The 17,278-nt window shown below is 62.6% G+C and carries 18 protein-coding genes; 12 read left to right on the top strand and 6 right to left on the bottom strand.

What is annotated here, in order from left to right:
* The first annotated feature begins 324 nt into the window (after positions 1-324).
* Positions 325-1,104: an anaerobic ribonucleoside-triphosphate reductase activating protein gene (locus V3572_RS15975; RefSeq protein ID WP_442877397.1), complete on the top strand. Its 780-nt coding sequence runs from the start codon at positions 325-327 to the stop codon at positions 1,102-1,104.
* Positions 1,028-3,034 carry a ribonucleoside triphosphate reductase gene (locus V3572_RS15980; protein ID WP_332112056.1) on the top strand — a complete coding sequence of 669 codons (2,007 nt, stop codon included), beginning with the start codon at positions 1,028-1,030 and terminating at the stop codon, positions 3,032-3,034. Before V3572_RS15975 ends, V3572_RS15980 begins: the two co-directional genes overlap by 77 nt.
* Before the next feature lie 132 nt (positions 3,035-3,166).
* Here the strand turns inward: V3572_RS15980 and V3572_RS15985 are convergent, their stop codons facing one another.
* On the bottom strand, positions 3,167-4,294 hold the full coding sequence (locus tag V3572_RS15985; RefSeq protein ID WP_332112022.1) for a Fic family protein: 1,128 nt from the start codon (positions 4,292-4,294) through the stop codon (positions 3,167-3,169).
* A gap of 262 nt (positions 4,295-4,556) precedes the next feature.
* Between V3572_RS15985 and V3572_RS15990 the strand changes: the two genes are divergently transcribed.
* The 6 genes from V3572_RS15990 to argB all read left to right on the top strand — a co-directional run bounded on the left by V3572_RS15990 (position 4,557) and on the right by argB (position 10,392).
* Positions 4,557-5,447 carry a DMT family transporter gene (locus V3572_RS15990; RefSeq protein ID WP_332112023.1) on the top strand — a complete coding sequence of 297 codons (891 nt, stop codon included), beginning with the start codon at positions 4,557-4,559 and terminating at the stop codon, positions 5,445-5,447.
* Positions 5,448-5,469: 22 nt separating this feature from the next.
* The gene (locus V3572_RS15995) at positions 5,470-6,744 is read left to right on the top strand and encodes a M16 family metallopeptidase (protein WP_332112024.1); all 1,275 of its coding nucleotides are present in this window, start codon (positions 5,470-5,472) and stop codon (positions 6,742-6,744) included.
* Entirely contained in the window at positions 6,741-7,310 is a 570-nt protein-coding gene (locus V3572_RS16000) for an O-acetyl-ADP-ribose deacetylase (RefSeq protein WP_332112025.1), read from the top strand. The genes V3572_RS15995 and V3572_RS16000 overlap by 4 nt, the downstream gene beginning before the upstream one ends.
* A 123-nt stretch (positions 7,311-7,433) precedes the next feature.
* Positions 7,434-7,976: an ATP-dependent protease subunit HslV gene (gene hslV, locus V3572_RS16005; protein ID WP_332112026.1), complete on the top strand. Its 543-nt coding sequence runs from the start codon at positions 7,434-7,436 to the stop codon at positions 7,974-7,976.
* Positions 7,977-8,085: 109 nt separating this feature from the next.
* Complete coding sequence (gene hslU / locus V3572_RS16010; RefSeq protein ID WP_332112027.1) at positions 8,086-9,474, top strand: ATP-dependent protease ATPase subunit HslU; 1,389 nt, start codon at positions 8,086-8,088, stop codon at positions 9,472-9,474.
* Between the two features lie 9 nt (positions 9,475-9,483).
* The gene (argB, locus tag V3572_RS16015; RefSeq protein ID WP_332112028.1) at positions 9,484-10,392 is read left to right on the top strand and encodes an acetylglutamate kinase; all 909 of its coding nucleotides are present in this window, start codon (positions 9,484-9,486) and stop codon (positions 10,390-10,392) included.
* 331 nt (positions 10,393-10,723) lie between these two features.
* Here the strand turns inward: argB and V3572_RS16020 are convergent, their stop codons facing one another.
* The 4 genes from V3572_RS16020 to pyrR all read right to left on the bottom strand — a co-directional run bounded on the left by V3572_RS16020 (position 10,724) and on the right by pyrR (position 13,342).
* Positions 10,724-11,614, bottom strand: coding sequence for a S41 family peptidase (locus V3572_RS16020; protein WP_332112029.1), 891 nt, complete (start codon positions 11,612-11,614; stop codon positions 10,724-10,726).
* A 381-nt stretch (positions 11,615-11,995) separates the two neighbouring features.
* Positions 11,996-12,286 (bottom strand): HigA family addiction module antitoxin, encoded by a 291-nt coding sequence (locus tag V3572_RS16025; protein ID WP_332112030.1) that lies wholly within the window; start codon positions 12,284-12,286, stop codon positions 11,996-11,998.
* Positions 12,287-12,299: 13 nt separating this feature from the next.
* Positions 12,300-12,719: a type II toxin-antitoxin system RelE/ParE family toxin gene (locus V3572_RS16030; protein WP_332112031.1), complete on the bottom strand. Its 420-nt coding sequence runs from the start codon at positions 12,717-12,719 to the stop codon at positions 12,300-12,302.
* 89 nt (positions 12,720-12,808) lie between these two features.
* Entirely contained in the window at positions 12,809-13,342 is a 534-nt protein-coding gene (gene pyrR / locus V3572_RS16035; protein WP_332112032.1) for a bifunctional pyr operon transcriptional regulator/uracil phosphoribosyltransferase PyrR, read from the bottom strand.
* A 215-nt stretch (positions 13,343-13,557) separates the two neighbouring features.
* Between pyrR and V3572_RS16040 the strand changes: the two genes are divergently transcribed.
* From V3572_RS16040 to V3572_RS16055, 4 genes are all read left to right on the top strand, one after another.
* Entirely contained in the window at positions 13,558-13,902 is a 345-nt protein-coding gene (locus tag V3572_RS16040) for an IscA/HesB family protein (protein ID WP_163302385.1), read from the top strand.
* 63 nt (positions 13,903-13,965) lie between these two features.
* Positions 13,966-14,286, top strand: coding sequence for an IscA/HesB family protein (locus V3572_RS16045; RefSeq protein WP_332112033.1), 321 nt, complete (start codon positions 13,966-13,968; stop codon positions 14,284-14,286).
* A 175-nt stretch (positions 14,287-14,461) separates the two neighbouring features.
* Positions 14,462-14,848: a response regulator transcription factor gene (locus V3572_RS16050; protein ID WP_332112034.1), complete on the top strand. Its 387-nt coding sequence runs from the start codon at positions 14,462-14,464 to the stop codon at positions 14,846-14,848.
* A 25-nt stretch (positions 14,849-14,873) separates the two neighbouring features.
* Entirely contained in the window at positions 14,874-16,634 is a 1,761-nt protein-coding gene (locus V3572_RS16055; RefSeq protein WP_332112035.1) for an HD domain-containing phosphohydrolase, read from the top strand.
* 160 nt (positions 16,635-16,794) lie between these two features.
* Here the strand turns inward: V3572_RS16055 and fabZ are convergent, their stop codons facing one another.
* Positions 16,795-17,259: a 3-hydroxyacyl-ACP dehydratase FabZ gene (gene fabZ, locus V3572_RS16060; protein WP_332112036.1), complete on the bottom strand. Its 465-nt coding sequence runs from the start codon at positions 17,257-17,259 to the stop codon at positions 16,795-16,797.
* Positions 17,260-17,278: the final 19 nt, after the last annotated feature.

The raw sequence follows: 17,278 nt of genomic DNA on the forward strand, positions 1-17,278 counted from the left end.
GGGGGGTCCGGGGGGAATGATTCCCCCCGGGCGGGGTCCGGGGCGGCAGCCCCGGGAGGAGGGGGAAGGTCGGAATGCGGTGCGTGTAGGGATGAAAAGGATTTTCAACAAGAAAATGGGCTGTGGGCAAAAATTGTGGAGAACGGGGGTTTGTTTGTGATTTCTTGGGGGTGGCGGCTTATGTTGTGCAGAACTCACTGATGGAGGCGCTGCGAGCGTCTATACAAACTATCGGGGCGGGACTATAAAGCTGAGGGTAATGGACGTGGCCGTGGGGAGTCGGCGCGGGCCGCATTTTTCCTGTCTTCTCAATATATTCGAGATATGCCTGTGAACGAGAATTCCGTTTGGAACCAGATTCGGGGTCTGGAGCCTTTGTCCATGTGCGACTGGCCGGGGCGCATGAGCGCCGTCATCTTTCTGGGCGGCTGCAACCTGCGCTGCCCGCACTGCCACAACGCCGGTCTGGCCTGGCGTCCCGACCGCTATCCGCCCATTGAGCCCGCCGATCTGGGGAAATTTTTCGCGGCCCGCGGCCCGTGGCTGGACGGCATCGTGATCACCGGCGGCGAACCGACGCTGGCCGAGGATCTGCCGGAGCTGGTGGCGGCGCTTACCGCCTTTGGGCCGCCGGTGAAGGTGGACACCAACGGCATGCGCCCGGCGATGGTGGCGGCGGTTTTGGCCCATGCCCCGGGGACGCGGTTTTCCGTGGACGTGAAGGCGCCGTATGAAAAATATCCCCTGGTGACCGGAGGCGCCGTGACGGCGGAAGCGGCCCGGGAGAATATGAGCAGGATTTTCGAGGTGGCCATGGGCCATCCGGAGGCATTTATGTTCCGGACGACCCTTGTGCCGGAGTTGTGCGAGGCGGACGTGCAGGAGATCAGGGAGGTGATGCTGCCGTCCGGTTTTACGTTGACCGTACAATCATACGTGCCGCCCAAGGCGCGTGGGGAGGAGAAGGTTTATGCCCACTCGGATAAGAAAACGCGACGGTTGCCAGGAAACCTGGTCCACGGAACGCATCGCCCTGGCCATCTTGAAGGCGCTCAAGGCCAGCGGCATCCAGGATCCCCTTTTGGCCAGGCGGTTGGCGCATAAGGTCGAGCACAAGCTTGAGGATCTTGAGGTTCCGGAACAGGAGCAGGTGCAGGATCAGGTGGAGCATGTGCTCATGGAGTCGCGTCTTTTCGGCGTGGCCAAGCGCTACATCATCTACCGCGAGAAGCGCCGGGAGTTGCGCGAGCAAAAAGCCGCCTACCTGGACATCAAGGACGTCATCGACAACTACCTGAGCAAGGCCGACTGGCGCGTGGCTGAAAACGCCAACATGTGCCATTCGTTCCAGGGGCTCATGTTGCATCTGTCGGGCACGGTCCAGGCCAGATACGCCCTGGAGAAGTATCCCGAGGAGGTCCGGGCGGCCCACGAGCACGGCTATTTCCACATCCACGACCTGTCGTTCGGGCTGGCCGGATATTGCGCCGGATGGAGCCTCAAGGATCTTTTGCTGGAGGGCTTCAACCTGGAGGGCCGCTCCTGCGCCGGCCCGGCCCGGCACTTCGATTCCGCCCTGGGGCAGATGGTCAATTTCCTGGGCACGCTGCAAAACGAATGGGCCGGGGCCCAGGCCTTCAACAACGTGGACACCTATCTGGCCCCGTTTATCCGCCACGACAAGCTTTCGTACAAGCAGGTGCGCCAGGCCGTGCAGAAGTTCGTGTTCAACTTGAACACCACCTCGCGCTGGGGCGGCCAGAGCCCGTTCACCAACCTGACCTTCGATCTGGCCCCGCCCAAGCATCTGGCCAATGAGGCGGTGATCATCGGCGGCAAGCTCTTGGACAGCGTGCACGGCGACTACGCCGTGGAGATGGAGATGTTCAACCGGGCCTTCCTGGACGTCATGTCCCAGGGAGACTACCATGGCCGCATCTTCTCCTTCCCCATCCCCACCTACAACATCACCAAGGATTTTCCCTGGGAGACGCCCATCGGCACCAAGCTTCTGGAGCTGACGGCCAAGTACGGCGCGCCGTATTTCCAGAACTTCATCAATTCCGACTTAAGCCCCGAGGATGTGCGGTCCATGTGCTGCCGGTTGCAGATGGACCTGCGCGAGCTGCGCAAGAAGGTCGGCGGGCTTTTCGGGGCGGGCGACCTGACCGGGTCGGTGGGCGTGGTGACGCTCAATCTGCCCAAGCTGGCCTTTCTGGCCCAGGGCGAGGAGGATTTCCTCGATCTGGTTGCGGAATATGCCGATCTGGCCAAGACGGCCCTGGAATTCAAGCGCAAGCTCATCAACGACAACCTGGAGCGGGGCATGTTCCCGTGGACCAGGCGCTACCTCAAAAACGGCTTCAAGGGCCATTTCTCCACCATCGGCCTGGTGGGCGGGCATGAGGCCTGCCTGAACCTTTTGGGCAAGGGCATCGAGACCGACGCCGGGGTGCGGCTCATGACCCGGACGCTCAACCACCTGCGCGAGCTGACTTCGGGCTACCAGGAGGAGACCGGCAGCCTCTACAACCTGGAGGCCACCCCGGCCGAGGGCACCAGCTACCGGCTGGCCAAGATCGACAAGTCGCTTTATTCGGACATCCGGGCCTCGGGCAACGGCACGCCGTATTATACGAACTCCACCACCCTGCCCGTGGGGCTGTCGACCGACGTCATCTATTCCCTGGAGCACCAGAACAAGCTCCAGCCGCTGTATACCGGCGGCACGGTGTTCCACACCTACCTGGGCGAGGCCGCGACGGACCTTGAGGCCCTGCGGTCGTTTATCATCAAGGCCTTCACCATGACCAAGATTCCCTACCTGTCGATTACGCCGACGTTCTCCATTTGCAAGAAGCACGGCTACATCCATGGCGAACACTTCGAATGCCCGGATTGCGGCGAGCCCGCCGAGGTTTATACCCGCATCGTGGGCTACTACCGGCCCGTGTCCCAGTGGAACAAGGGCAAGCAGGCGGAATATGTGGACCGGGTGATGTTCGAGGGAGTCGATTGCATGTGCGGAAGCTAGGCCGCCGCCGAGCAGAAAATCCTGAAGCGGGGGAGGGCGTTGGTCCTCCCCTGTTTTCTTTGGCGCGCGGGCTCAATCAGCCGGGAGGCAGGCGGACATGTCCCTGGGCCGCCTTACGCCGCATGGGTTGCGTCATTGGGTCCAGATCAGGTCGTAGGCCGCATTGCGGCCCTTTCCCTCCCGGGGCGCAAGCATCCCCTTGGCCACAAGGTCGGCGATCTCCCGATAGGCCGTGGCCCGCGAGGCCTTGGTAAGCCCCATGTATTTGCGGGTGGTGAGGCCTCCCTCGAAGCCGCCGCCGTCCGCGTCCGACCCGGCGTCCAGCAGCCGGTTGACCGCCTTGCGCTGCCGCGCGGAGAGGGACGTGGCCGCATGCCGCCGCCAGAAAGCGGCCTTGGCCAGGACACGGGACAGGGCGTTCTCGGCGGCGTCCATGGCCTGTCGCACCATGGCCAGAAACCACACCAGCCATTCGGTCACGTCGCCGTCGTCTTTCTGGGTGCGTTCCAACACCTCGTAATAGTTCTTGCGGTCGTTCATGATTCGGGCCGACAGGCTGTAATGCCGGGCGGGCAGGTTCTCGTCCTGGGCCAGGGCCATGTCCGTCAGGGTGCGGGCCAGACGGCCGTTGCCGTCGTCGAAGGGGTGGATGGTGACGAAGCGCAGGTGGGCCAGTCCGGCGCGCAGGATGCCGTCCAAGACGCCCCGGCTGGCCTCCCACCAGGAAAAAAACGCCGCCATCTCCGCCTGAAGCGTCTCGGCAGGCGGCCCGGCGAAGTGGACCCGCTGCCGCCCCAGGGGGCCGGACACGACCTCCATGGGCCTTTCCCGCCAGGCCCCGACCCGGATGGCGGCAAGCCCGGCGCGCCCGGTGGGGAAAAGCGCCGCATGCCAGGAAAAGAGCCGCTCGGCGGTCAGGGGCAGGGCATGGTTTCGGGTGGCGTCCAGGAGCACCTGGATCAGGCCGTCCGTGGCCCGGTCAGCGGGCCGCAGGCCGCCGTGCGGCAGCCCCAGATGCACGGCCACGGACGAGCGGACCCGTTCCAGGTCCAATGTCTCGCCCTCGATGGCCGCAGTCTGGAGGGCGTCCTCTTCAAGGGTTACGGCCTGGGCCGTGCGGCTGTCTTCCAGGCCGAGGCTTTCCAGCCGGGCCAAAAGCGCGCCCTGCCTGCGGCGGCAGTCGGCCAGGGGGGCCAGAACCCGCGCGGCGTCAAAGCCCAGGTCGGGCCAGCGCGGAAGTTGCCAGATATACCGGGACATGGATTCGCCTTTTCGCGGCATGCCGTGAAGCGATTGCAGGGAACTCTCGCTTCAGATCATGAAGCGAATGAGCGATCTAATCGCTTCAGTTTGTGAAGCGATTATGGCCAGGAATCGCTTCAGGGTCAATCGGAAAAATATCCGTGATGAACACAACGGACCACCGGGAGGCCAGGGCGATGATCCGGATGCCCGGGCGGCACCTTGTGCGGCCGGGCCGTCTCGGCTAGGGTGCCGGGCAAAGGATCATCCGCCAAACACCATGCCCGATCAGCGCAAAGCCACCTTCCACGCCCTTTTGGCCGTGCTCATGTGGTCCACGGTGGCCTCGGCCTTCAAGCTGTCGCTGCGCCACATGGACCCGGCGCAACTGCTTTTCTATTCCAGCCTGGCCTCCACACTGTGCCTGGGGGCGATATTGGCCGTGCAGGGCCGCCTGGGGCTGGTTTTGGCCATGACCCGGCGTCAGTACGTCCGGTCGGCGCTTTTGGGGGCGATCAACCCCTTCCTGTATTACCTGATCCTGTTTGCGGCCTACGACCGCCTGCCCGCCCAACTGGCCCAGCCCATCAACTACACCTGGGCCATCACGCTGACGCTTCTGTCCATCCCGCTTCTCAAGCAGAAAATCAGCCGCCGCGACCTCCTGGCGGTTTTCGTGGGCTATGCCGGGGTGCTGGTCATCTCGACGAGGGGCGATGTGACCGGGATGAACGTGGAAAGCCCGCTCGGCGTGGGGCTGGCCCTTTTGTCCACCATCCTGTGGGCGCTTTTCTGGATTCTCGGGGCCAGGGACGACCGCGACCCCGTGGCCGGGCTGTTGCTCAATTTCGCGGCCTCCCTGCCCATGACGCTGGCCGTGTGTCTTGCGACCACGGGCCTTGTCCCGGCAAGCCCCCTGGGCTATCTGGGCGCGGCCTACGTGGGGGTTTTCGAGATGGGGCTGGCCTTTGCCCTGTGGCTGTCGGCCATGAAAAACGCCGCCAACACGGCCCGCATCGCCAACCTCATTTTCCTGTCGCCCTTTTTGTCCCTGGTGTTCATCCATTTCGTGGTGGGCGAGGAGATTTTGCCCTCCACCTTCGCGGGACTTGTGTTGATCATGGCCGGACTGGCCGTCCAGCGTACGGCCAAGACCCAAAAGCCCGCCTAACCCTTTTGCCATAGAAAGACCCATGCCCCCAAAAAAAGCCTTTCAGTGTTCCATCCTCCCCGGCGGCCCGGCCGTGGTCACCGAACGCATGCCCGCCGTGCGCACCGTCAGCCTGGGCGTCTGGATTCCCGCCGGATCGCGCCATGAAACCCGCGCCCAGGAGGGCATGGCCCATTTCTGGGAGCACATGGCCTTTAAGGGCACCGCCGCCCGGACGGCCCGCCAGATCGCCCTGGAGCTGGATCTGTTGGGCGGGTTGGCCGACGCCTACACCTCCCGGGAACACACCTGCTTCTCCATCCGGGTGGCCGCCGACCATTTGCCCGTGGCCTGGGACATCCTGGCCGATATCGCGCTTGCGCCCTGCCTTCCCCCGGAGGAGATGGAGCGGGAGAAGGACGTCATCCTCCAGGAGATCGGCATGGTGGAGGACACCCCCGACGACAAGCTCCTGGAATCCCTCTGGGAGGCGGCCTGGGACGACCGGGCTGCGGGCCATCCCATCACCGGCCCGGCCGAGGGCGTGGCCGCCTTTTTCGAGGCGGACCTGTGGGACTGGCGGGCGGCCAACTACCGCCCCGGGTCCATGGTGGTGGCGGCGGCCGGGGCCGTGGATCATGCCGCCTTGGCGGACATGATCGCCCGTTTTTTTGCCGGACTGCCTCCGGCCCCGGTCGGGTCGCCCGAAACCGCGCCGGTCCCGGCCTTTCGGCCCGGCTCGTTGTCCCTGGCCCGGGAGGTGGAGCAGACCCATGTGGCCATGGCGTTTCCCGTGCCGGGAAACGCCGACCCCGGCCGCTTCGCCCGGGCCGCCCTGTGCACGATACTTGGCGGCAACATGTCCTCGCGGCTTTTCCAGGAGGTTCGCGAGAAACGGGGGCTGGCCTATGCCGTCGGAAGCGACCTGAACACCATGGCCGACGCCGGGCTTTTGGAGATCCACGCCGCCGTGGACCCGGGCCGGGTGGAGGAGCTTTTGGACGTGGTGCGCCGGGAGCTTGCGGCCATGGCCGCAGGCGGCGTGACCCGCCAGGAATTGGAGCATGTGCGCGAGCACCTGCGAGGGCTTTTGCTTCTGGGGGCCGAGTCCACGGAAAACCGCATGGTGCGGCTGGCCAAAAACCACCTCCTTTTCGGTCGCCATGTGCCCCTGTCCGAGACGGCGGCCAAAATTGCACGCCTGTCCCGGGACGAGATCGGCCAGGCCGCAGCGGCCATCCTGGACCCCGTAAGGGCCGTCGTCGGCATCCTCGGCCCCCAGATCGATCCCGCCTGGCTGGAAGGGCCAACCGCATGAACGGGCATGCCTTTGCCGTCGGCCCGGGCCGCCTGCATCTCGTCGTCGCCGACATCACCGCGCTCACCGTGGACGCCATCGTCAACGCCGCCAATCCCTCCCTGGCCGGGGGCGGCGGGGTGGACGGGGCCATCCACCGGGCCGCCGGGCCGCGCCTTTTGGCCGCCTGCCTGGAGATCGTGCGCCAAAGCGGCCCCCTGCCCACGGGCCGGGCCGTGGCCACGCCCGGATTCGATCTTCCCGCAGCCCATGTGATCCATACTGTCGGCCCCATCTGGCGCGGCGGCGCCAACAACGAACCGTCCCTTCTGGCCTCGGCCTACCGCGAGAGCCTTTTGGCCGCCAAGGCCCTGCGCCTCGGCAGCGTGGCCTTTCCGGCCATCAGTTGCGGGGCCTACGGATTTCCCGTGGACCTGGCCGCACGCACGGCCTTGCGGACCCTGCGGCAAGGACTTATGGATTGCCTGGCGCAGGAGGTCACCATGTGCCTTTTTTCCGATCACGCCCTGAACGTGTGGCGTGTGGCGTGGGGGGCTCTGCCCCCTGCCCCCCCGGCAGGGGACTAAGTCCCCTGCACCCCGTGTCACGCGGCTGTTCTGCGCCGGACGGCGCAGAACAGCCGCGAAACACCGGATGCATGTCCTTCGGCCCTGGCCGGGAGCGGCAGCCCCGGGAACTATGGAGGTGTCATGGACATACGAGGAACGACGATTTTGGCGGTGCGCGACGCGCATGGCGTGGCGGTGGCCGGCGACGGCCAGGTGACCATGGGGCAGGCCGTGGCCATGAAGCATGGCGCGAAGAAGGTGCGGCGGCTCTATAAGGACCGGGTGATCGTGGGCTTTGCCGGGGCCACGGCGGACGCGTTCACGCTTTTTGAGCGTTTCGAGGCCAAGCTTGAGGAATACGGCGGCAATCTGGTGCGTTCAAGCGTGGAGCTGGCCAAGGAATGGCGCAAGGATAAATATCTGAGGCGGCTTGAGGCCATGATCATAGTGGCCGACGCCGAAAACGTGCTGGTCTTAAGCGGCACGGGCGACGTGATCGAGCCCGACGACGGCCTGACGGCGATTGGGTCCGGCGGGCCGTACGCCCTGGCGGCGGCCCGGGCCCTGGCCCGGGAGACGAGTCTATCCGCGAAGGAGATTGTCGAAAAGGCCATGGCCATCGCGGCGGAGTTGTGCGTGTACACCAACGACCGGGTGACCATTGAGACGTTGGAGAAAAAGTAAGTCGCGCGGCCCATCGCGCGTTTCCCGGAGAAAGGCCCTTGGCGATGCGCTTATGGCGCGGCTTTTGGGCAAGACAGGTCAGGCCGCGAAACCCGGCCCTGGAGAGAAGATGGAGAACATGACCCCTCGCGAGATCGTGGCGGAGTTGGACAAATACATCATCGGCCAGGACCAGGCCAAACGCATGGTGTCCATCGCCATGCGCAACCGGTGGCGCAGGCGGCGCATCGACCCGGCGCTTCGCGACGAGATCGCGCCGAAAAACATCCTGATGATCGGCCCCACCGGCGTGGGCAAGACCGAGATCGCCCGCAGGCTGGCCAAGCTTGCCGGATCGCCTTTTTTCAAGGTCGAGGCCACCAAGTTCACGGAGGTCGGCTATGTGGGCCGCGACGTTGAGTCCATGGTCCGCGACCTCATGGAGATCGGGGTGAACCTGGTGCGCCGGGAGGAGATGGAGCGGGTGAAGGAGCGGGCCGAGAAAAACGCCGAGGAGCGGCTTTTGGATCTGCTATTGCCCAAGCCCGGGCCGCGCTATTCCCCCACCGGGGCCATGGAGATGCCCGAGGCCCTGGATGCTGGCGGCGAGGAGCGGCCCGCGTCGGCCGAGGGCGGCCCGGGCTCGTCCACCCGGGAGAAGCTGCGCAGGCTGTTTCGGGACGGCGTGCTGGATGATCGCACGGTGCCGGTGGAGGTCTCCGCGCCCTCGCCCCAGGTGGAGATCATGGCCATGCCGGGCATGGAGGACATGGGGGTGCAGTTCAAGGACATGCTGGGCAAGATGTTTCCCTCCCGCAAAAAGACGCGCACCATGCGGGTGCGCGAGGCCTACGAGATCCTTTTGCAGGAGGAGAGCGAGCGCCTGGTGGACATGGACAAGGTCACCGAGACGGCCAAGGAGCGGGTGGAGCAGACGGGCATCATCTTCATCGACGAGATCGACAAGATCTGCGGCGGCCGCCAGGGTTCGGGGCCGGACGTGTCCCGGGAGGGCGTGCAGCGCGACCTGTTGCCCGTGGTCGAGGGCTGCACGGTCAATACGAAATACGGCATGGTGCGTTCAGACCACATCCTTTTCATCGCGGCCGGGGCCTTTCATTTCTCCAAGCCGTCGGATCTGGTGCCGGAGCTGCAGGGGCGGTTTCCGCTTCGGGTGGAGCTGACGGCGCTGACGGCCGAGGATTTCCACCGCATCCTGACCGAGCCCAAAAACGCGCTCACGGTGCAGTATACGGAGCTGCTCAAGACCGAGGGCGTGGCCTTGAGCTTTTCCCCTGAGGCGCTTTTGGAGGTGGCGGACTTTGCCCGCAAGGTCAACGAGGAGACGGAGAACATCGGGGCCCGGCGGCTGTACACCATCATGGAGCGCATCTTAAACGACCTGTCGTTTGAGGCCTCGGAGTTGTCCGGGACGGCCGTGGCGGTGGACCGGGACTACGTGCGGGACAAGTTGTCGGACGTGTCCGAGGACCGGGATCTTTCCAGGTACATCCTGTAGGGGGATATCATGATCTGCGACAGCGAACACGAAAAGGCCAGGCTTTTGCTGGAGGCCCTGCCGTACATTCGCGACTTCTACGGCAAGACCATCGTCATCAAATACGGCGGCCACGCCATGGTGGACGAGGATCTGAAAAGGGCCTTCGCCCTGAACATCATCCTGCTCAAATACGTGGGCATAAACCCGGTCATCGTGCATGGCGGCGGCCCGCAGATCGGCAAGATGCTCGACCAACTGGGCATCGCCTGCCAGTTCCGGCAGGGGCTTCGCATCACGGACACGGCCACCATGGACGTGGTGGAGATGGTCTTGGCGGGCAAGATCAACAAGCAGATCGTCAGCCTCATAAACCGCCACGGCGGCATGAGCGTGGGGCTTTCGGGAAAGGACGGCAACCTGATCCAGGCCCGCAAGTTGGAGATGGTGCTGGAGCGCAAGGACGCCCCGCCGGAGATCATCGACCTGGGCAAGGTGGGCGAGGTCACGGGCATCAACGCCACGCTCATCAATACGTTGAAGGGCCAGGGCTTTATCCCGGTGATTGCGCCGGTCGGCGTGGACGAGGAGGGCGAGACCTACAACATCAACGCCGACGCCGTGGCCGGGGCCGTGGCCGTGGCCCTGTCGGCCAAGCGGCTGGTGCTTCTGACCGACGTGGCCGGGGTGCTCGACGCCCAGGGGAGCCTCATCTCGTCGCTGGATCTGCGCGAGGCCTCGGTGGCCATTGAGGAGGGCACGGTCAAGGGCGGCATGATCCCCAAGATGAAGTGCTGCATGGAGGCCGTGGACGGCGGGGTGGAGAAGGCTCATGTCCTCGACGGCCGGGTGGAGAACTCGATCATTTTGGAGCTTTTTACGACGTCTGGCATCGGCACGGAGATCGTGCATCGCAAAAAGCGGGAGAACCGGGTTTAGCGCGGCTCTCCGCTGTCGGGCCGGGCTCGGGGCCTCTCGCGCATCGCGGCGGTGAATCGACGAGAGATCATAGGCCGAACAGGAGAGAGACGCGCCGACGCCCTTTCAACCGTCGCTGTTCTTGACGGTCAACGGGGCGCTCGGATTAGCCCGGGACGGTATGACCGTCTCCAACTTGTGAAGTGGCATCGTCGCTGATCGCGAACCACTCAGGTGTGTTGCGGGTCATACTCGCAGTCTAGCGAGCAGAGACCGGGACCGACATTCGTATTTCTGTCGAGCTGGCGTTCATGTTATATGGCTGGTATGGACTACTTCGGCATTCCTGTGTTTATTTTGGCATAGCCGTGCCAATTTGCTGCATTGCCAATTCAACGGCAGTTTGCTGTGCCGATGCCGGGGCCACTTTAACATCTGGGAGCACTCCAACCCCTTGCCAATTGGTTCGGGTTGCCGGGTTTTCTGCCCGCCCCGTGGGCACTACCACAAAAAGATCAGGACCGATTTCCGCCAGCCCGCCGGGATGCGCTCCGCCTCTTGTCCGTGCGCCCACGACCGTTGCGCGTTTGAGGACTTGCATATCGTAGGCGAAAGCTTCACCGGCCGAATAGGTTTTGGGTCCGACGAGCACATAGACGGGTCGGCCAAGGTAACTGACTGGCGTTGCAGAGGTCCAGAATTTCTCGGTTCTAAATGTTTTCGTCCCTCGGTTGCGCCATATGATGTCGTCGGTGTTAACCGGCGTGTTCGGATCAAGGAAAAACCCGGTAAGATAGGCCCCCGATGCAGGATGGCCGCCGCCATTATTTTGCAAATCGATGATCAGTGCACGAGCGGCGCTGACCCGCCGCATGGCGTCGTCTGCCGCAGGCTTGAACTCGTCAGGCGGAACGAATTTCGGCAGATAAATGTATCCAATATTTCCGGCGAGGATTTTGACTTCGAAACCGGCGTCGGCTGCTGGCGGAGGGAGATTCTTGAACGGCGAACCGGAGACGACCCGCATGTGGCTATCGTCCGTGACCGCCTGGAGGTCCGCCGTCACCCTCTGCGCAAACTGCGCAGGATCCGTCAGGCCGTCGTAGATCTTGGCCGCCAGCGCATTCTCTATGAAGGCGGCCGCTTTTATTCCCTTGTCAGGGAAAACATAGCCGTCTCGAAGTTCGACAGCAATCTTAGCTATTGCCTGGCTCATCAAAGAATGGTCAAGACGTTGCCCCATTACCGCTGTCTCCGTCGCTCGACCGGGCGGCCTTCCAGCGGTTGAGGTCGTCTCGGCGGCGACTGGCAACGCGTAACTTGCCGCAGCCATGAATATTGCACACACGGGAAGTAGGTTCGATCGGATACAATTACCGAATAGGGCCATTGGGTTCTCCAAGCAGCACGAAGTGTTCACGATGGATCAAAAATAGCAACTTGTGCCGACAGCACAACGACCGTTGTTCCGTTAGATTGCCCGACAAACTCGCTGCATACAATCAAGTGCAAAACGCGGCCGGAGAAGAGGGGCAAGAGGGAAGAAAAAATCGCCTGCCGGATGGCAGGCGGCGAGGTGTTACCCGGCAACGTAGAAGTACACCCTTAGGATTTTTTCGCGTTCCTACGCGACCTTCGGCGTCAGGCGTTCAACGGAGATGTTCTGATTGTGCGCACGAATCTGCGCAAGGTCATAATTCATCTGCATCCTTAGCCAAGTATCGGCGGTGCTGCCGAAGGCCTGCTCAAAACGCACGGCCATTTCCGGGGAAACGGCACTACGTCCAGAAATGACATTATGCAACTGCTGGCGAGTGACGCCGATGCCATTTGCGGCTTCTGCAACACTAAGACCTAGATCGTCGAGACACTCCTTGACGAGGAGGCCGGGGTGTGTGGGGTTCTTTCTGCTCATGGCCTTATCCTCCCTAGTGATAATCGACAAAATCAAGATCGAAAGCATGACCATCATTGAGCCGAAAAATAATCCGCCAATTTGCTCTAACAGTAACGGCGTAAAATCCTCTCAAGTCCCCCTTCAGTTGGTGAAGTCTGAAGGTATGAACGTCCATGCTCTCAATATCTTGCGCAGCATCCAAGGTTGAAAGAATCAGGTCGATCCGTTTCAACATGTCCTGCGGTAGCTTGCTACTGTCTTCAGTTTCGAAGAACAGACGCAATCCTTTGTGTCGATAAGTCTTAATCATCGATTTTATTGTAAACCGTAAATTTACATTTGACAAGTCTTTTTTGCCGAAAACCACGTTGACGCCATCTGAAGGCAGTCGGAACGGCGACAACGCAACACGAGGCGGTCTTCCGGGTAGTAAATCCTTCCCGGAGAGCAAGCGCCATCTGCATCCCCCGATCCTTTTTTCGAAGACGAGCCAGAGGACTTCCAGTCAAGGTGTTGAACGTCTTCCGCAGTCTGGTAGAGCTACCGCACCAGGTAGGCGTTGTCCTCGCCGTCGAGCTCGGCCAGATGCACGTCCACATGTTCGCCCAGGGCGGTCTGGACCTTTTTCCCCACATAGTCGGCCTGGATGGGCAGTTCCCGGTGCCCCCGGTCGATCAAGACCAGAAGCTCCACCTTGCGCGGGCGTCCGTAGTCCAGGATGGCCTCCAGGGCGGCCCGGATGGTGCGGCCGGAGAAAAGCACGTCGTCCACCAGGACGATTTTTTTGTCGTTGATGTCGAAGGGGATGAACGTCTCGCCGATGTGCGGCTGGTTGTCGGAGTGGGTCCAGTCGTCGCGGTAGAGGTTGATGTCCAGCTTTCCGGACAGGATGTCGCAGCCCAGTCGGCCTTCCAGAACCGTTTTCAGACGTTGGGCCAGCTCCACGCCCCGGCGCTGGATGCCGATAAGCGCCAGGCCGCAGCCTTGATCGTGGCGTTCGATGATCTCGAAGGCCAGCCTTTCGATGGTCCGGACCATGTCTTCGGCCGAGAGAATGCGGCGCTGTCGTTTCATGGCGATCCCCGTGGGCGTGCTGTGCTGTGTCATGGTGCGCCGACCCTAGCGGAAAAGGCCAAGGCGGGCAATGTCCGGGGCCGAATCGTCATTCAGGGCGGGCTGGCGGGCCGTTTTGGGCTGTGTGGGGGAGGGGCGTTTCTCCTGTTTGACAAAGCCCCGGGCCGTGCTTACTTACGGGCCTCAGCCAATTTCCCCTCAGGAGGTCGTCAGACATGGTCGAAATTACCGAGGCCGCCCGCCGTGAATTGGACGGGTATTTCGCGGACAAGGAAAAAGCCCCCATTCGAATTTATCTTTCCGCCGGAGGGTGCTCCGGCCCTCGCCTGGCCCTGGCCCTCGACGAGGCCAAGGACACGGATGATCAGTTTGATGTGGAGGGCTACAATTTCATCGTAGACAAGGAACTGGCCGCCCAGGCCGCTCCCATGCGCGTGGACATGTCCTATATGGGCTTTACCGTGCAGTCGAGCCTGGAGCTCGGCGACGGCGGTTGCGGGTGCTCCGGCGGCTCGTGCTCCTCCGGTTCCTGCAGCACGCCTGGTTCCTGCTGCTCATAGACGATACGTTTTTGGGGGCCGTCCGCCAGGGCGGCCCTACTTCACCTCCCAGGAGATACAGATATGGTCGAGCTCACCGAGGCTGCCCGCCAACAATTGGACGGGTATTTCGCCGACAAGGAAAAAAATCCCATCCGCATCTATCTCGCAACCGGCGGTTGAGCCGGTCCCAAGTTGTCTTTGGCTCTGGACGAGCCGAAGGAATCCGACGAAAAATTCGACACTGACGGGTACCTGTTTCTTGTGGACAAAGAGTTGTCCCAGCAGGCCGGTTCCATGAAAGTGGACATGACGTACATGGGCTTTACCGTGCAGTCGGGCCTTGAGCTTGGCGGCGGCGGGTGCGGCGGCTCGTGCTCGTCTGGTTCGTCGTGCTCCTGCTGAAAGAAACGGAAACGGCGACCTCCCTTTTCAGGCGATATCCACAGGGATATCGCCTGTTTTTTTGACAAGGACCGATTTTTCGGACTAAGGTGCTCAAGGCAGCTTCATGCGGTTTCGTTCCCCAGCCGGAATCGGCCTGACGCGCGATGGCCGGTTTTTTTGAAAGGAGTGCCCAATGCCCGGCAAGATTTTGATCGTCGATGACGAGGTTCATATCCGCATGCTCCTGGAGCAGACCCTGGAAGAGTTGGAAGAAGAGCATGGCGTGACGATTTTGTCCGCATCAAACGGCGAAGAAGGATTGTCGCTCATTCGGGGGGAGAACCCCGATGTGGTCTTTCTGGACATCATGATGCCCAAGCTCAATGGTTATGAGGTCTGCCAGCGCGTCAAGGAGGACGGCGATACCCAGGCCTGCCGCATCGTCCTTTTGACCGCCAAGGGGCAGGAGGTGGATCGGAAGCAAGGACTCGAAATGGGCGCCACCATGTACATGACCAAGCCCTTCGATCCGGACGAAGTCTTGAAGGTAGCCAGGGATCTCCTGGGATTGACGGCGTAGGCAGCCGCACGTCTTCGGATCAGCCATGGCCATTCTCGCGAGGCTTTTGCGCAAACAAAACCTGGATACGCTAAAGGTCCGGGCAACCGAGTTTCTCGGTCCCGGCTGGCGTCTCCTGGTTTCGGACATGGAAGGCCGCATCGTCCATCCGTCCGGGGATGGTCAGGCCCGCCTGCCGGACACGGGCCTTTTGACGTTGCCTCTGCACCTGGACAAAGTCCCCGTGGGGAAGGCCCTCCTGGCCCCGCCGCCGGATGCGAGGCCGGACCAGACGGGCCTCGCGGACAAGGTGTTGGCTTTTTTTTCCGCAGCCGTGGAAGAGATCCTGACCCGGGAGAACATCCGCCGGGTGCTGGCCGCCGAAACCTTGCAGAAATACCGTGAGTTGTCCCTGCTGCATCGGGCCACCTTGACCCTCAACCAGTCGCTTCGCCCCCGGGACGTGGCCAGAGCCCTTCTGGCCGAGTTCCTCTCCGGGGACATCCCGGCCGACGGCGGCATCATCTATCTGCGCAAGGCCGGAACCACCCATTTTCTGCCCCAGCGTTCCTTCGGGGCGTCCAAGAAATGCGGCATGGAGGAGATTGCCGGAAGTACGCTTTTTATGGATGTCGTCAAAAGCGGCAAGCCTGAGATCATAAACGATCTGGCCTCGGACAAAAGGTGGCGCGGGGAGGCCCCGGGACTTACGGCCATGCTCATCGCGCCGCTTCTTTCCGCCAGCCAATGCGTCGGAGTCCTGGTGCTGGGGGCCTGCGGCGCGCCGCGCTTCGACGCCAACCATCTCCAGTATGTCGGCACCATCGCCTCGGTGGCGGGCATCGCCATGGGCAATGCGCTCCATTTCGAAAGCGTACAGCTCTTGATCAAGTCCCTCATGCAGGCCCTGGCTACCGCCATCGATGCCCGGGATCCCTTTACCGCCGGGCATTCTCAGCGTGTGGCCAGGCTTTCCGTGGCCCTGGCCAAGGCGGTGCATGAAAATCAGGATATCTTCCCCGAGGTGCGTTTCACGGACAACGACCTCCAGGAAATCATCTACGCCGGGCTCTTGCACGATGTGGGCAAAATCGGCATCCGCGAGCAGGTGCTCACCAAATCGTCCCGGTTGCCCAAGGATCGCCTGGACATTATCGGCCAGCGTCTGGCCCTGTGGAGCGATGTCACCGGGGGGGCATGGCGCGAGGATTTCGCCGCGCTCTCGCGCATCAACGGATCGGATGGCATCACCCGGGACGACGCGGCGCTCATCGGGCGCATCGGCAAGCTTGAGATCGTAGCCGGGGGGCGGGTGCTGCCTATGCTCACGGACGAGGAGGTGCAGACCCTGCTCATCCCTCGAGGCAACCTGACCCCTGAGGAACGTCGAGAGATCGAGCGCCATCCCTCCGAAAGCTACCGCATCCTGCAACACATCCCCTTTCCCGAAAACATGCGGCGGCTTTTGACCATCATCTCCCAACACCACGAGCGACTGGACGGCTCAGGCTATCCTTCGGGCCTGCGCGGGGATGAGATCCTTTTGCAAAGCCGCATCATCGCCATTGTGGACATCTACGACGCCATCACCATGGAACGGCACTACAAGCCCGCCCTGCCGCGCAACAAGGCCCTGGCCGTGCTGCGTCACGAGGCGGCGGACGGCAAGATCGATTCCGATCTGGTACGCCTGTTCGCCGAGAAAAACGACGAGATTGAGGAAGACGCCATGCGCATGGCCATGCACACGGACAATGAGGACTATCTGCCCGAGACGCCGGGCCATGCCGAGGAAGAATCCGCCTGAGGAAAGGCAGCCCAAAAAAGACCGTTCACCCGCACGACGTTGCCGCTTTCGCCCCTTCTGACCATCTGTACGGACATATCGCCGCGTTGCGTATCGGACACGTCCCCTGCCAAGAGACCCTGACAAGGGGCATGCGCCGTCGCCGCAGCGTGCCCGGCGATTAGAGCGCCGAGCGCTCCACCACGGCGGCGCTCAGATCCGCTTCGGCGACCTTGCGTCCATCCACCTCGGCCGTGGCCCGCATCTTCCAGAGGTTGAACTTGCGGCGGGCCTCGGTGCAGGTCAGCACCAGCTGGTCGCCTGGAACCACGGGCTTGCGGAAGCGCACGTTGTCCATGCCGGAGAAAAGGAACACCCTGTCTCCAAGGGGTTCGTCCTGGCTTTGGCCGATGAAAAGCCCGCCCGTCTGGGCCATGGCCTCAAGGATCAGCACCCCCGGCATGACCGGCAGCCCCGGAAAATGCCCCTGGAAAAAGGGTTCATTGATGGTGACGTTTTTAATGGCCCGCAGCAAAACCCCCGGCTGAAACTCGATCACCCGGTCCACCATCAAAAAGGGATACCGGTGCGGCAGAAGGGAAAAAATATCCCTGATGTTCGGAAGGGGGCGGACGGTCTCGCTCATGGGGTTCCTCGCGCAAAGG

Origin of the sequence: Desulfolutivibrio sp., from assembly GCF_036584575.1 — a bacterium.
GTDB lineage: Bacteria > Desulfobacterota > Desulfovibrionia > Desulfovibrionales > Desulfovibrionaceae > Desulfolutivibrio.

Bases quoted from the DNA above. Each gene is read 5' to 3' on its own strand.
- V3572_RS15975 (WP_442877397.1), top strand. From the start codon at position 325: ATGCCTGTGAACGAGAATTCCGTTTGGAACCAGATTCGGGGTCTGGAG.
- V3572_RS15985 (WP_332112022.1), bottom strand. From the start codon at position 4,294: ATGTCCCGGTATATCTGGCAACTTCCGCGCTGGCCCGACCTGGGCTTT.
- V3572_RS15990 (WP_332112023.1), top strand. From the start codon at position 4,557: ATGCCCGATCAGCGCAAAGCCACCTTCCACGCCCTTTTGGCCGTGCTC.
- V3572_RS15995 (WP_332112024.1), top strand. From the start codon at position 5,470: ATGCCCCCAAAAAAAGCCTTTCAGTGTTCCATCCTCCCCGGCGGCCCG.
- V3572_RS16000 (WP_332112025.1), top strand. From the start codon at position 6,741: ATGAACGGGCATGCCTTTGCCGTCGGCCCGGGCCGCCTGCATCTCGTC.
- hslV (WP_332112026.1), top strand. From the start codon at position 7,434: ATGGACATACGAGGAACGACGATTTTGGCGGTGCGCGACGCGCATGGC.
- hslU (WP_332112027.1), top strand. From the start codon at position 8,086: ATGGAGAACATGACCCCTCGCGAGATCGTGGCGGAGTTGGACAAATAC.
- argB (WP_332112028.1), top strand. From the start codon at position 9,484: ATGATCTGCGACAGCGAACACGAAAAGGCCAGGCTTTTGCTGGAGGCC.
- V3572_RS16020 (WP_332112029.1), bottom strand. From the start codon at position 11,614: ATGGGGCAACGTCTTGACCATTCTTTGATGAGCCAGGCAATAGCTAAG.
- V3572_RS16025 (WP_332112030.1), bottom strand. From the start codon at position 12,286: ATGAGCAGAAAGAACCCCACACACCCCGGCCTCCTCGTCAAGGAGTGT.
- pyrR (WP_332112032.1), bottom strand. From the start codon at position 13,342: ATGAAACGACAGCGCCGCATTCTCTCGGCCGAAGACATGGTCCGGACC.
- V3572_RS16040 (WP_163302385.1), top strand. From the start codon at position 13,558: ATGGTCGAAATTACCGAGGCCGCCCGCCGTGAATTGGACGGGTATTTC.
- V3572_RS16050 (WP_332112034.1), top strand. From the start codon at position 14,462: ATGCCCGGCAAGATTTTGATCGTCGATGACGAGGTTCATATCCGCATG.
- V3572_RS16055 (WP_332112035.1), top strand. From the start codon at position 14,874: ATGGCCATTCTCGCGAGGCTTTTGCGCAAACAAAACCTGGATACGCTA.
- fabZ (WP_332112036.1), bottom strand. From the start codon at position 17,259: ATGAGCGAGACCGTCCGCCCCCTTCCGAACATCAGGGATATTTTTTCC.